14 protein-coding genes are annotated in these 13815 nt (G+C 48.5%); all 14 read left to right on the top strand.

The features are described 5' to 3' along the window. Positions 1–26: 26 nt before the first annotated feature. The 14 genes from M4D81_RS13345 (at position 27) to M4D81_RS13280 (ending at position 13731) form a co-directional block, all read left to right on the top strand. Positions 27–1364: a UDP-glucose dehydrogenase family protein gene (locus tag M4D81_RS13345; RefSeq protein ID WP_260066850.1), complete on the top strand. Its 1338-nt coding sequence runs from the start codon at positions 27–29 to the stop codon at positions 1362–1364. A gap of 23 nt (positions 1365–1387) precedes the next feature. After that, a complete protein-coding gene (locus M4D81_RS13340; protein ID WP_260066849.1) occupies positions 1388–2560 on the top strand; it encodes a nucleotidyltransferase domain-containing protein in 1173 nt (390 codons plus the stop codon). A 109-nt stretch (positions 2561–2669) separates the two neighbouring features. Beyond that, positions 2670–2960 (top strand): lasso peptide biosynthesis PqqD family chaperone, encoded by a 291-nt coding sequence (locus M4D81_RS13335; protein ID WP_260066848.1) that lies wholly within the window; start codon positions 2670–2672, stop codon positions 2958–2960. Positions 2961–2962: 2 nt separating this feature from the next. Beyond that, on the top strand, positions 2963–3466 hold the full coding sequence (locus tag M4D81_RS13330) for a lasso peptide biosynthesis B2 protein (protein ID WP_260066847.1): 504 nt from the start codon (positions 2963–2965) through the stop codon (positions 3464–3466). Then, entirely contained in the window at positions 3463–5268 is a 1806-nt protein-coding gene (locus M4D81_RS13325) for an ABC transporter ATP-binding protein (RefSeq protein ID WP_260066846.1), read from the top strand. Before M4D81_RS13330 ends, M4D81_RS13325 begins: the two co-directional genes overlap by 4 nt. Before the next feature lie 398 nt (positions 5269–5666). Then, entirely contained in the window at positions 5667–5867 is a 201-nt protein-coding gene (locus tag M4D81_RS13320; RefSeq protein ID WP_006207692.1) for a cold-shock protein, read from the top strand. 100 nt (positions 5868–5967) lie between these two features. Next, positions 5968–6210, top strand: coding sequence for a cold-shock protein (locus M4D81_RS13315; RefSeq protein ID WP_071219234.1), 243 nt, complete (start codon positions 5968–5970; stop codon positions 6208–6210). A 67-nt stretch (positions 6211–6277) separates the two neighbouring features. After that, positions 6278–6505, top strand: coding sequence for a helix-turn-helix domain-containing protein (locus tag M4D81_RS13310; protein ID WP_071219233.1), 228 nt, complete (start codon positions 6278–6280; stop codon positions 6503–6505). Positions 6506–6853: 348 nt separating this feature from the next. Then, the gene (locus M4D81_RS13305) at positions 6854–7327 is read left to right on the top strand and encodes an Hsp20 family protein (RefSeq protein WP_260066894.1); all 474 of its coding nucleotides are present in this window, start codon (positions 6854–6856) and stop codon (positions 7325–7327) included. A gap of 158 nt (positions 7328–7485) precedes the next feature. Then, positions 7486–8190 carry a PspA/IM30 family protein gene (locus tag M4D81_RS13300; RefSeq protein WP_260066893.1) on the top strand — a complete coding sequence of 235 codons (705 nt, stop codon included), beginning with the start codon at positions 7486–7488 and terminating at the stop codon, positions 8188–8190. A 27-nt stretch (positions 8191–8217) separates the two neighbouring features. Continuing rightward, a complete protein-coding gene (locus M4D81_RS13295; protein ID WP_260066845.1) occupies positions 8218–9249 on the top strand; it encodes a TFIIB-type zinc ribbon-containing protein in 1032 nt (343 codons plus the stop codon). Further along, positions 9246–10034, top strand: coding sequence for a TPM domain-containing protein (locus tag M4D81_RS13290; RefSeq protein WP_260066844.1), 789 nt, complete (start codon positions 9246–9248; stop codon positions 10032–10034). The genes M4D81_RS13295 and M4D81_RS13290 overlap by 4 nt, the downstream gene beginning before the upstream one ends. A gap of 21 nt (positions 10035–10055) precedes the next feature. Beyond that, on the top strand, positions 10056–11105 hold the full coding sequence (locus tag M4D81_RS13285; protein ID WP_260066843.1) for an SPFH domain-containing protein: 1050 nt from the start codon (positions 10056–10058) through the stop codon (positions 11103–11105). Between the two features lie 400 nt (positions 11106–11505). After that, the gene (locus M4D81_RS13280) at positions 11506–13731 is read left to right on the top strand and encodes an AraC family transcriptional regulator (RefSeq protein WP_260066842.1); all 2226 of its coding nucleotides are present in this window, start codon (positions 11506–11508) and stop codon (positions 13729–13731) included. The last annotated feature ends 84 nt before the right edge of the window (positions 13732–13815 follow it).

The following is a 13815-nucleotide window of genomic DNA, read 5'->3' as shown; positions in this document are numbered from 1 at the left end:
ATCCACTCTTAGAGGAGTGAAATAGGATGAAAATCACAGTCATTGGCACTGGGTACGTTGGGCTGGTATCAGGCGTATGCTTTTCAGAGCTTGGAAACGAGGTCATCTGCGTAGATAAAATTGAGGCTAAGATAGAACAGCTTCAGCGTGGAGAGATTCCCATTTACGAGCCTGGCCTCCAGTCATTATTAACGGTTAATATGGAAGCAGGCAATTTAAGTTTTACCACCGATATGACTGCTTCAGTAAAGCAATCAGACATTATCATTATAGCTGTAGGTACACCATCCATGCCGAACGGGCAAGCGAATTTGAGTTATATCGAGATGGCAGCCCAAGAGATCGGGCAGGCGATGAACGGTTATAAGATTATAGTAACGAAGAGTACGGTTCCAGTTGGAACGAATGAGAAAATCAGAGAAATCATTGCACAGCATACGCATGAAACCTTTGATATTGCTTCGGTGCCTGAGTTCCTGCGGGAAGGTACGGCGGTTCAAGACACCATGAATCCTGACCGAATCATTATTGGAACGGACAGCAAGAGAGCAGAGGAGCAGCTTATTGAGTTGCATAAACCTTTGACGGAAAATATGATCATAACGGACGTTCGCAGTGCTGAAATGATTAAATATGCCTCTAATGCTTTTCTTGCTACAAAGATTTCCTTTATCAATGAAATTGCGAATATATGTGAGCGAGTCGGAGCCGATGTGACGAAAGTAGCCCATGGCATGGGTTATGACAAGCGCATTGGCTCTTCTTTTCTGAGAGCGGGTATCGGATACGGCGGTTCCTGCTTCCCTAAGGACACGCAAGCCCTTATTCAAATTGCCGGACAGATGGATTATGATTTTAAGCTTTTGAAATCCGTCGTTGAAGTCAATCGAGACCAACGCCTTAACATTATTCGCAAATTGGTGTCCTTGATGGGTGATCTGGCGAACAGAACGATTGGAATTTGGGGATTGGCTTTTAAGCCTGAAACCGATGATGTCCGTGATTCGCCGGCATACGAAATTATTACGGAACTAATGGAGCGAGGAGCAAAGGTGAAGGTATACGATCCTGTTGCCACTGATAATTTCAAGAGAAATTATGATATCGACGGGATTACTTACTGCCGAAATGCCCGGGAAGCGGTTTGGCAAGCGGATGCTCTTTGTATTTTAACGGAATGGAATGAATTTCAGAAGGTTTCGTTATCCGATATCGAGAGTTGGCTGAAATCGCCGTACCTGATCGACGGCCGCAATATATATAATGAAGAACAATTGGCTAGAACGAAGCTTGTCTATTACTCGATCGGTCGGCCAGGCATGAATAAAGGCGTGAGAGAGCAAGTGCCTGCACTCTTGCTATGATCAATTATTTTGGAGTGAGTGACTTGAATCTTCAAGAGGACGTTAAGCTGGACCTGAGCGATATCTCAAAGGAACTATCTTTTTTACTCTATCTTCTCCGCAATAACGCCTATGATGAAATACTCGTTAAGCAATATGCATCGGATATCGATTGGAAAATGTTCATGAGACTCGCGCTGCACCACCGCGTTTATCCGCTTGTATATCTGCAACTTAAAGGGATGGATGCATCACTAATTCCTCCCGAGATTATGGCATCCCTCCAGCAGCATTATCATAACAACGTGATGAAAATGCTGCATTTAAGCAGGGGAATGAGTCAGCTTTGTGAGGCGCTCAAGGATCATGGGGTGCGTACACTTCTGCTTAAGGGCCCTATACTAGCTACGCAGCTCTACGGGGACTTGGCACACAGGACTTCGAAGGATTTGGATATCTTGGTGGATGCGGATGACGTGGAGAAGGTGGAGCGGGTATTGGTACAGCTTGGGTACGAATTGCAGGATGAACGTATCTTGGAAAATTGGAAAAAAACAAGCCATCACTTGTCCTATGAGCATAAAAACCATTCGACACAGATCGAAGTTCACTGGCGATTAAATCCTCATTATGACAAGTCATTTTCTTTTGATTTATTGTGGGAGCGCAGGAATGATGTAATGCTGTCGCATCAGATTTATCATTATCTGGGCAATGAGGATTTGCTAAGCTATCTGGCCGACCATGGTGCCAGGCATGGTTGGTTCCGGCTGCGTTGGCTGATGGATATTACAAGGCTGCTTCCGATCATAAGCAGCAACGATATGAGAGCTCACTTTGAGCGATATGGGGGACAGCAATATGTAGGGCAGGCTTTCGTTCTCTTGTCGCGATTGTTCTCAGTTGACATTCCGCACGATCTGACTGTGTTGACTATGAACTCAAAGGCCCATCGTCTTGCAGAAAGCGCACTCTACTTTATTAAAAGAATCGTGAAATTGAACCCGGTACCAGAGAAAAGCGTGGCATGGCGCTATAACCGTTACCTTTTCTCATTAATGACGGGTAAACAGAAAGCCCTGTATATATTGAATAAGTTTCTGCCCAATTCGCGGGATGCTTCAGTGCTGCCATTACCCAAATCACTGCATTTTCTGTATTTTCCGCTTCGGCCATTTCTCTGGTTCTGGCGGCGTATGAAACAACCTTCGATTTAAGGGTGCATTATCGCTTTTATCATTGGATCGCAGTCCATTTCGTAAAAGCGGGTATCATCAGAATATTTCTCAAACCAGCTTATATAGCTGAAAAAAGGGGGTTCTATCCATGAGTACGGAATTAATCACGACGGACGCGCTCGTTGTGCAATCCGAAGGTTTCCTGGTCAGTGATATGGATGGCGAAAAGGTGATGCTGAGCATCGAAAACGGCAAGTATTATAATCTGGGGCGGATTGGCGGGCGGATATGGGAACTTATTTCGTCTCCCATCACAATCTCCAATATGGTGGATCAATTGGTATTGGAGTATGAAATCGAACCGGAGCTCTGTGAGCAGCAGGTCCGATTATTCCTCAAGCAGTTAGCCACTGAAGGCCTTGTTCAGGTGGATAAATAGCAATGAGCCTTTACCGGAAAGCACGCCGATTCATGTCTTATCCTGTTAGCATGAAGCTGATGTTGGCAGAAGCTTATGTTTATCTGGCCTGGGGGAGAGTGTTTAAGCTGTTTCCTTTTCAAAAGGTATCTCCTTCTCTGGGAGAACATATGAAGGAGACGCCGTATGTGGGCTATACGGAGCAGGAGCTTTCGCTTGTCCGCCAAATCTCAAGAGCCGTACATACCATGAGCCGTGTCACATGGTGGGAAAGCCAGTGCCTGGTTAAAGCCGTCGCAGCGATGAAGATGCTGGAGCGAAGAGGGATTCCGAGTACGCTTTATTTGGGGAGCGGTCGGGACGATAAAGGAATGATGGTGGCCCATGCCTGGCTCCGCTGCGGCTCTTATATTGTAACGGGGAGAGAAGGGCACGAACGATATGCCGTCGTCGGGATATTCGGTATGGATACGAGGGCCGGAGATTTGAACTTGAAGCGGTCATCCGATAAGGAGTTTTTACATTGAAGGATCTCTTATATTTTATCCGTAAAATGCATGGGATGGCCGGGTTTAAGCTCTACCTCAATATGAGTATGATCCTGGTCATCAGTGTTCTAGACGGCATCGGCATCTATTTGATCGTCCCGCTACTCGGGGTCATTGGCGTATTCGAGACTGATTTGAGCGGGGTGCCGCTCGTCTCAACCTTGATGGACCTTGCAGGTTCATGGTCATTGCAGCTCAATTTGCCGATGGTGCTGGCCCTCTATGTTGTGATTGTTGGCGGGCAGGCCTTGCTGCAGCGCAGCCAGAATCTGTTAAATGCAAAAATACTGCAGCGATTCATTCGCAAACTGCGCATGGAAACGTATCAAGGGCTGCTGCATGCCAAATGGGAATTTTTCCTGCGCCACCGCAGGTCGGATTTCAATCATGTCATGACTAATGAGCTCGGGCGCGTGAATCAGGGCACGTTTCTGTTCTTGCAGATGGTCTCGTCTTTCTTGTTCACGGCTATTCAGATCGGCCTTGCCCTATGGCTGGCTCCGCTGCTGACTCTCATCGTTCTGATGAGCGGAGGGCTACTTGCCCTGTTCGGACGCAGATTCATCCGGCGATCAAAGCGGATCGGCGAGCAGACGACAGAGTTATCAAAATATTATTTTGCAGGCATCAGCGAACATTTCAACGGCATCAAGGATATCAAGAGCAACCGGTTGGAGCCGTTTCATATGAACTGGTTTGACAGGCTGTCGCGAAAGATGGAGCATAACTTCATCCAATTTGGCAAAATCAATTCTTTGTCCCAGCTGATCTATCGGCTCTCGTCCGTCTTGCTGGTTGCCGGATTTGTGTATTTGGCGCTGGAAGTGCTGCGTACGCCTGCCGAGCAGCTGCTGATGATCGTTCTCATCTTTTCGCGCCTATGGCCTAGATTTATCAGCATTCAATCGAGCACAGAGCAGCTCGTGTCCAATTTCCCGGCCTTCCGGGCGATACGTGAGCTGCAAGCGGAATACGAGGCAGACCGAGAGATCGTCGGATCGATTCCAGTTGCAGACGGCGAGCGACTTCAGCTGCAGCATGGAATCGATTGTCATCATGTGGACTACCGGTACGATGCATCTTCCCCCCTCTATGCTTTGCGAGATATCAACTTACATATTCCGGCCAATCGCATGACGGCCATCGTCGGCAAATCAGGCGCGGGCAAGAGCACGCTTATCGATCTTCTTATGGGACTGATCCAACCGGAGAGCGGGCAGGTTCTTGTGGACGGCGTTTCCATGGAGGACGAACGTCAGCTGATGTCGCTCCGAGGGGGGATCGGATATGTGGCGCAGGATCCTTTTCTCTTCAATGAGAGTATCCGGGATAACCTGAAGCTGGTCGCTCCTGATGCCTCGGATAACGAGCTGTGGGTAGCGCTGAGGTTTTCAGCCTCCGATGAATTCGTGCACGGGCTTCCGCTAGGTCTTGATACCGTCATTGGTGATCGCGGTATTCGCCTGTCCGGGGGAGAGCGTCAGCGGATCGTGCTGGCAAGGGCCATCTTGAAGCGGCCTTCGATTCTTGTGCTGGATGAAGCGACAAGCGCGCTCGACAGTGAGAACGAGCAGCGAATTCAGGAAGCGTTGGAGCAGCTGAAAGGGAGCATGACGATCATCGTCATTGCCCACCGACTGTCCACTATCCGCCATGCCGATCAGGTTATTGTGATGGAGCAAGGGCGGGTTATCCAGCAGGGAGGTTATCAGCAACTGTCCCAGGATCACAAAGGCACCTTCCGGCAGCTGCTCAGTTATCAGACAGGTGCTCAGATGTAACCTCTGATGGGACCGCATAACAATGCTGGATTCACAATACGTGTTAGAAGCTGCAATCTTTGGCCATTTCCCGGTATTCTGCCGGGGAATGGCCTTTTTTTGCGTCGACATGTCTCTAGCTAGCAGATTAAACTGACTACCGGCCTTCTCATCAATCTCCCCATTAGCTTGGTAGCGTTTAAGTTTATTTTATCCATGTCTTTTTTTGGATTGCGCCCTTAGAAATAAGACGTTTGCTATTTTAGATCGGTTGGGGTATAATAAGTTTATTGGGATTTTGACCTGAGATTCACATATTGCAGAGGGTTATTATTTTGATTAGGAACCTTGTGCAATATGTGAATTTTTTGTTTTTTAACCAAAAATGAGAAAATCATATAAATTTAGGAGGTGTTTCTATGCAAACAGGAACAGTAAAATGGTTTAACGCAGAAAAAGGCTTTGGTTTCATCGAGGTTGAAGGTGGCGAAGACGTATTCGTACACTTTAGTGCAATCACTGGTGACGGCTTCAAGTCGCTTGATGAAGGACAACGTGTTGAATTTAACGTAGTTCAAGGCAACCGCGGACAGCAAGCTGAGAACGTTGTAAAACTGTAGATTCGTGAAAAGATCCCCAAACGTACCGTTTGGGGTTTTTTTTATAATAGAGCTCAAGCAGCATGAAGGCGTTAAAAATGTAGCTAAAGGGGGAAGTTCATTGTCTTATTCTTGGAATAAACCACTGGAAAATCTGCCGGAAGAGATGACCGCGATCTGGTCTTGTACGAAGGAAGGGTGTAACGGTTGGATTCGAGATAGCTTCTCGTTCAAGGAAGTTCCCATTTGTTCACAGTGCGCGTCGTCCATGGTCAGCAGCAATAAAATTCTACCGATCCTTGTTTCGTCGGATCAGCAGATCAAGCTTTATCGTAAGAATCAGCGCAAGGATACCAAATCGTAGGGAGCAGCTCTTACGGCTCCTTAACCATTTTGTTTTATTCGTTGCGTTAAAGAAAGGTTGAGATCTCATGCAGGTGTTCGAAGATTGGAATTTAAAGGTGAAAAAAACGTTTAATGCAACCAGTAATGAAGAAGTATTAACCGTTTCTGAGGCAGGTCAATTATTAGGTTTGTCCAAAGATCAAATGAAAAGCTATGTCGATCAGAATAAGCTGACCAAAGTTCCAATCATGAGAAGCGTGCATCGATACCTTTTGTTGAAAAGTGAAATCGATCATATTGTGAATAAACGGTAACCTCAGCTGTTTGCTGGTCTTGCAAAAGACGGTGTCGAGGCACTTTCATGACGTATCGACTTTCCTCAGTCTCCCATATATATAATGTGAAGGCACCCCTTAGGGTGCCTTTTTCATGACCCCATGATTCGCCAAAATCCGGGATGCTTGATGCCGGTAGAAACAATACAGTCTAAAGGTCAAAAAAGGTCAAATCGAAAGATCGAAACCCCTTCATTCAAAAAATCGGCTGAAAATACGCTATTTTAGTCCTGATTTCTTCATAATCGGTTTTGGCATTAATGCGTGCAAGGCATATAATAAAGGCGTAAGGTCAAACAAGGTCAAATAAGAAAGGGGAAATCTATGATGTTTGATTTGATGCCATTTGGAAAGCGCAGAGAGGATGCCTTCGGACAGTTGGTGAAGTCATTTCGCGATGTCTTTAACGATGCGTTTCAAGATGAGGCGTTTGCACCGTTCAAAGGTTCGATGATGTCTTTCAAAACAGACGTTAAAGAGACGGAGCACACTTATCTGGTTGAGGCGGAACTTCCAGGCTTTCAAAAGGACGACATCGAAATCAGCTACGCTGACCCTTACTTAACGATCAAAGCCGTTCGCAAGGAGGACCACAGCGTAGAGGATACGAAGCAGCAAATCGTCCGGAAGGAACGCGTCCGGAAGGAACGCCGTTATGGCGAGTATGTGCGCAGATTTTACGTGCAGAACATCGCCGAGGATCAAATTGTCGCTTCCCTGAAGGATGGAGTCCTTAAGCTTGAAATACCGAAGCAGCCGAATCCCGGTAAGAAGCGTATCCAGATTCGGGATGATATCTAATATATACACCCTCCGATCATTGGGTCGGAGGGTATTTTTTTGTTTTTTTCATAGCAATAAATTTACATATATTCCATCGAATTTCGGCAATTGAAACCTTTTGTCGGTATATAGGGTATTATAGTTTAAATGTAAACTTTTCGAGGGGGACACTCATGGTGGGAATCTTATCGAGGTTTAAGGATGTTATGAAGGTGAATGTGATCGCGCTGTTGGATCGGACGGAAGATCCGGAGAAAACAGTTGATACTTATATGCGCAGCTTGAATACGGACTTGGGTAAGGTGAAAGCGGAGACGGCTTCCGTGCTCTCGGATGAGCGAAGAGCGAAGCGGGCGCTTGATGAGTGCAGTAGCGAGATCAAGAAGCTGCAGCGATATGCGGAGAAGGCCGTGGAAGCGGGAAACGAAGGCGATGCCCTGAAGTTCCTGGAACGAAAAGCGGCTCAGGCCGAGAAGCTGAGCGAACTGCAGGCAGCCTACGAATCGGCTTCCGCAAACGCCGTCAGGATGAAACAAATGCAGGATAAACTGGTGTCGGACATGAGTCAGCTGGAAGCTCGCTATGCGGAGTTGAAAGGGAAGATGGCGGCTGCCAAAGTCCAGCAGAATATAAACGCTGGCCATGCATCCTCGGGCGGTGCGAATGCGGCATTCAACACGATGGATGAGAAGGCAAACCGTGCCTTGGATGAAGCGCTGGCCCTGGCCGAGCTTCGCGCCGGAGCGAAGGAAGACGATCTGGACGACCTGATCGCTGAATTGGAGAAGAATATGGAGAAGGAAGGAACTGCTCCAATGGAGACTCCCTCTGCCCAGGATGAACTGGAAGCAATCAAAGACAAGCTGAAAAAGAAAGAATAATCATTTCATTGTTATCGAGGTGAGGAAATGCCGGTTATCGAATACAAATGCCCGAACTGCGGCAGCAGCATGGTTTTTGACGGCGATACAGGAATGTTGTCTTGCCCGAGCTGCGGAAGAAAGGATAATATCGAGGAAATTCCCGACCCGCTGAAAAAGCAGGTTTTCGTCGAGAACGAAGTGAAGGAGTATCACTGCAACAGCTGCGGGGCCATCATCGTGACAGAGCCCGAAACCAGCGCCACGACCTGCAGCTTCTGCGGATCCGCCGTTGTACTCAGCGACCGGCTGAGCGGCGAGTTGGCTCCGGTCATGGTCATCCCGTTTTCGATTACCAAGGAAGAAGCGATGAAGGCTTTCAAGAAATGGTGCAGGAATGGCCTTTTGACGCCAAGCGGATTTATGACAGCGAACCGGATCAAGGAAATTACCGGGATCTATGTGCCCTTTTGGCTATATGAGTTACATAATCGGGTTGAAGTTCATGGCCACGGCACCAAGGTGAGAACCTACACACAAGGTGATTACCAGTACACGGAGACCCAGCATTTCGATATCTACCGGAAGATTCGCTTGAACTATGTGAAGGTGCCGATCGATGCTTCGGAGAAAATGAACGATGAACTGATGGATAAGCTGGAGCCTTTCCCCTACCAGCAGCTGAAGGAATTCAAGACGCCTTATCTTGCCGGGTATATTGCCGAAAAATACAGCCATGATGAAGAGCAGCTGCTTCCGCGGGCCAAGGATAAGATCAGCTCCTACATTGATTCGTATATTTCGTCCGCGGTGTCAGGATATACAACCGTGAATTATACCAACAAGCGAATCGATACCACCTTGAAACAGGCCGATTATGTCCTCCTTCCGGTATGGATGGTGCACTATGATTACAATAAATCGGAGCATACGTTTGCGATGAACGGCCAGACAGGCAAGGTGGTCGGCAAGCCGCCGATCAGCAAAGCGAAGGTGGCCGGGTGGTTCGCGGGCATTTCGGGCGTCTCCTTGCTATCCTTGAAACTGATCTCCTGGGCAATGGGAGGAGGGTTCCTGTGAGAAGACGATATGCGTTATGGACGGTCTTATTTTTACTAACGGTAAATTTGATAGCGCCCTCCGGGATCGTTAAAGCTGCGGATGATAAGCCTTTGATCTTTGATGAAGCGAATCTGCTTAGTCCTGAAGAACGGAATGAGCTGAATGCGATGGCGAATGAGTACGGCGCCGAACGTGAGACGGACTTTATGATCCTAACTGCTAACCGTGTAGAAAATGATGAAGTTGAGGCATGGACGGAAAACTTTTACGATGAGTACGCACCTGGGTATGACAGGCGGCACGGCAATACCGTCATTTTGACCATCGTATTGGATACCCACGATGTGCATTTGGAAGGTTATTATAAGGCTGAGAAGTATCTCGACTCCGGGAGACTGACCAAAATACGCAGCAAAATTACTCCGGATTTGTCGAGCGGCAATTACAAGCAGGCTTTTGAAAAATACATCAAAACCGCTCATCGGTACATGGGCTTTGAGCCGGACGTTAACCCGGATAATATTATATTTAATCTCTGGTTTCAGCTGGGAACTGCCGCTGCCATCGGTGCAATCGCTGTGGGAATCATGGCTTACCGCTCCGGCGGTCGGGTGACGGTCAACAGCCGAACCTATGAGGATGCCAGCACATCGGGGATCTTGAATCAGCAGGACCGATATATTAGAACGACCGTGACAAAGCGGAAAATAGAGCGCAACACGAGCAGCGGCTCGGGTGGCGGAGGCGGCGGCGGCGTCACCGGCGGCGGCCATTCGCACAGCAGCAGCAGCGGGAAATTTTAATGGGAAGGGATGGAAGCAGCAATGGGATTTTTCAAGAACCAATTCTCCAACGTAGTGGAATGGGAAGAGTTTAGAGATGACATGATTTTCTGGAAATGGCGCAATCGGGAGATCAAAAAAGGAAGCAAGCTGGTCATTCGCTCCGGCCAGGATGCGATATTCATCAATAACGGCAAAATCGAAGGGATTTTCGAGGATGAAGGCGTATATAATATCGATTCGGATATCATCCCGTTCCTTTCTACTTTAAAGGGATTTAAATTCGGCTTTAACAGCGGCATGCGCGTGGAAGTGCTGTTCGTGAACACCAAGGAGTTCACCGTCCGATGGGGGACGCAGAACCCGGTTCTGATTCCGACGCCGCAGCTGCCGGGCGGCATGCCGATCCGTGCCAACGGCACGTTTAATTTTAAAGTGAACGATTACGTAACGCTGATCGACAAAATAGCCGGGATGAAAGAAAGCTACTTAGTTGAGGACGTTAAGATCCGGATCACTTCGGTGCTCGATCAATTGTTGATGAAATGGATCAGCCGCGAAGGCAAGGACATGTTCAATCTGCAGGCGAACGCCTCCGATATCGCGAGAGGGATTCAAGAAGACCTTGACATGGAAGTGATGGACAACGGGATCACGATCACCGGCTTCCAGGTGATGAGCTTCAACTATCCGAAGGAAATTCAGGATATGATCACCAAGACGGCTTCCCATGAAATGATCGGCAATCTGCAAAAATACCAGCAGGTGAGCATGACGGATGGGATCGCATCCGGCCAGGTGCAAGGCGGCGGCGCGGCTTCGGATATGGCCGGCATGATGATGGGGATGAACATGGCCAATGAAATGATGAAAAACATGAATCAGAACCAGAATCAAAATAATTCAAACCAGAACAATCAGACCCGGAACAACCCGAATCAAGGCCAACAACATCCGGCCGGGAAGGAGCCGTCCGCGGCGGCATCCTCTTCCTCATCCGAAGGTAACAAGAAGCCCAACTTCTGCCCGAACTGCGGCGCAAAGAATGAGGGGGCGAACTTCTGTCCGAATTGTGGGCAGAAGCTGAGTTGAATTGAGTCCAGCAGCATGAATAGATAGATGCGCAACTTTGGGATTTGACCCATAAAGTTAGACGTCACGGTTAAAATGATGCAAATGGTAGGTTTCTTCTATTGAATGTGAATGACCATCAAGACAGCACCCCTCGCTCATAAAGCGGAGGGTGCTGTTCTGCTATGTGTGCATATGAGTGGACGGCACTTCAAGGCCCAGTTTGTGAGTACCTTATGCGAGTTGGCGGACATCAGATCCCTTATTCCTTGGGTTGAAAAAGTAGGTGCTGCAGCGCGAATCCGGAGAAATAGAACTTGACGGACAAATGAGAACTAGGCAAACGGAAAAGGGGTGCATTATGATAGGACATATTGGTCGTAAGAGAACTCCTAAAGACGAAGGGGGACAAGGGGATACTATGTTCAGATCTACATCCTGGCGCATTTTTGTGATAAGCGGCATCTTTTTTGCAATTACAATCATACCGTTCTCGTTGTTTCTAGCCAACCGATTTTCTCATTTCGCTTACTCCCAGGTGGGGACGTTCAATCAGGACCGCATCGACGAAATGGCAGAGCGGGTCGAGTACATCCTGGCTAAGTTAAAATGGTACAGTCTGACCATGTACGAAGACCGAACCGTGCAGAATTGGATGTATGCTTCCGCCGACAATCTGCTGCAAAATGCCAGCACAATGAGGGTGTTGACGAAATATCTATCTAATGAACCTTATATTGAAACCGCTTACTTATTTAGCTTCCGTAAACATGAGGTGATCGACTCCAAAGTCGGATTGCTTTCGTTCGAGGAATTTGCCGATCAGCCGATGCTGAAGCGGATTAAGCGTACGCCAGGGACCTTCCTTCGTTATTTTGATCATCAGATAGGAAACGACACGTATTTGGCGCTTCAGCTTCCTTCGGCTCCTGTGCAGAAAAACCGTGACGGGTATCTTGTCGTCCTGTTTGACAAGAAAGAGCTGCAGAAGCATTTGATTTCAGGCGACGGAAGGGCGGATACACTGCTTTCCATTGTGGATGATCGAGGAAGGTTGATTCTGGGGGAACGGGATGAGCATCTCGAGGAGACCATGGATAGCATCCAGCCGGGACGGAAGGGGGGGTCATTTGAGCTGAGCCGTACGGGAGGGAAAGCATTCGTCAATTATGCACGGATGGAATCGCCGGAGTGGACCATTATATCTGTCACTGAAATGAAGCAATTCCGCGAAAAGGCCGGGGCGTTCAAAACAGTCATCATCGTCTGCTCGCTCCTGCTGCTCGCGGCGCTGCTTCTGGTCGCCTATTGGAATTCGCGTCGTTTCGTCGGGCCATTTCGCCGGCTGGCGGATCAACTGCAGCGGAAGCTTGGCGTGAAGGGGGAGAATGATTACGGTGTCATTGAGCAGGGCGTTGTTATGCTTCGCGATCATTATCCAGTGATCAAGACCGAATATTTGCGGCAATGGCTGCTGCAGGGCAGGCTGAGCGACGGCGCCAGAGCGGCGGTTGCGCGCGAATCATGCCTGCTTGACTATGAGTGGCTTCGGTTGGCTGTGATCAAGATTGATTCCTATTACGAAATATCCGAGCAGTACGATTTTGTCTCTCGCAAGCTGCTCAAGTATGCAATCGGTAATATCGCAGAGGAGCTGCTCGGCACAGCTGAACGGCCGATCGAGGTGGTCGATTTTGGCACGGACCATCTGGTCGTGCTGGTTGGCACGGCCAGTTCCCTCCCTGATCCCGAGTTGACCAAAGAGCTCAAGGAGCTTAGCCGTCAAGTCAGCCGTTACGTAAAGCTGGACGTGACGATCGCCGAAAGCGAAGCGCGGCGCGTACATGACGATTTACGCAAAGTATACGACGATATGAACGAACTGACATTATTCAAGTTTGTCAGCGGTGATGACAAAATCTACGTCGAACAAGACTTTGAACGGTATGCCGATTTACAGGCGCCGATCGACTCCGCCGTGCATGAAAGCTTGATCCAGACGATTCGCAGCGGCAAAGAGGAGAAGGTGCTGGCCATGCTGGACGAGGTGTTCACGCGCCTGCAGACGATGAAATATACCGAGTGTCAATTCCAACTGAAGCTGCTTCTGTTTGCGATCGTCAAGTCGTTCAGCAAAGTGATGTCTATCCAGAGTGTTGAAGGGATTGAGCGCCACTTGAGGCAGTTCGCCACGCTTACTGATGTTCATGGATGGTTGAAGGAAGAAATCGGGCGGATGATCCGGCAGCTTAGCGATCAAAAGGGATTCAATCGCAAGGAAAAGCTGGTGAGGGAAATCATCGAGTACGTCCGCTACCATACCCATGACCCGATGCTGTCGGTAGACGATATCGCTGACCATATCGCTTTGTCGGCCAAATACGTCCGGCAGCTGTTTCACGAACATCATGGCATGCCTCTATCGAATTTCATCTTGAACGAGCGGCTCGGGAAGGTTAAGGAGCTGCTGGAGCAGACCAGCATGCAGGTCACCGAAATTGCAGAGCAGTCCGGTTTTCAGACGAAAAGCCACTTTTTCACTGCATTTAAAAAAGCGACCGGTATGACGCCAAGCCAATACCGCGATAGCAAGGCGAGCGAGCGGATGGAGCGGACGCGGCAGATAGCCGGGAACTCTGCGAATTAGAAAGGTCAACGGGCGATTGAGAACCGGCCAGACCAATAACAACCGGCCGAACGCTTGCGAATCGGCCGCGCGAGAACCGAATCC

It is taken from the genome of Paenibacillus sp. p3-SID867, from assembly GCF_025142895.1.
Classification (GTDB): domain Bacteria; phylum Bacillota; class Bacilli; order Paenibacillales; family Paenibacillaceae; genus Paenibacillus_AQ.
The sequence above is the reverse complement of the archived record's forward strand: the minus strand, read 5'-3'. Positions and strand labels throughout refer to the sequence as shown.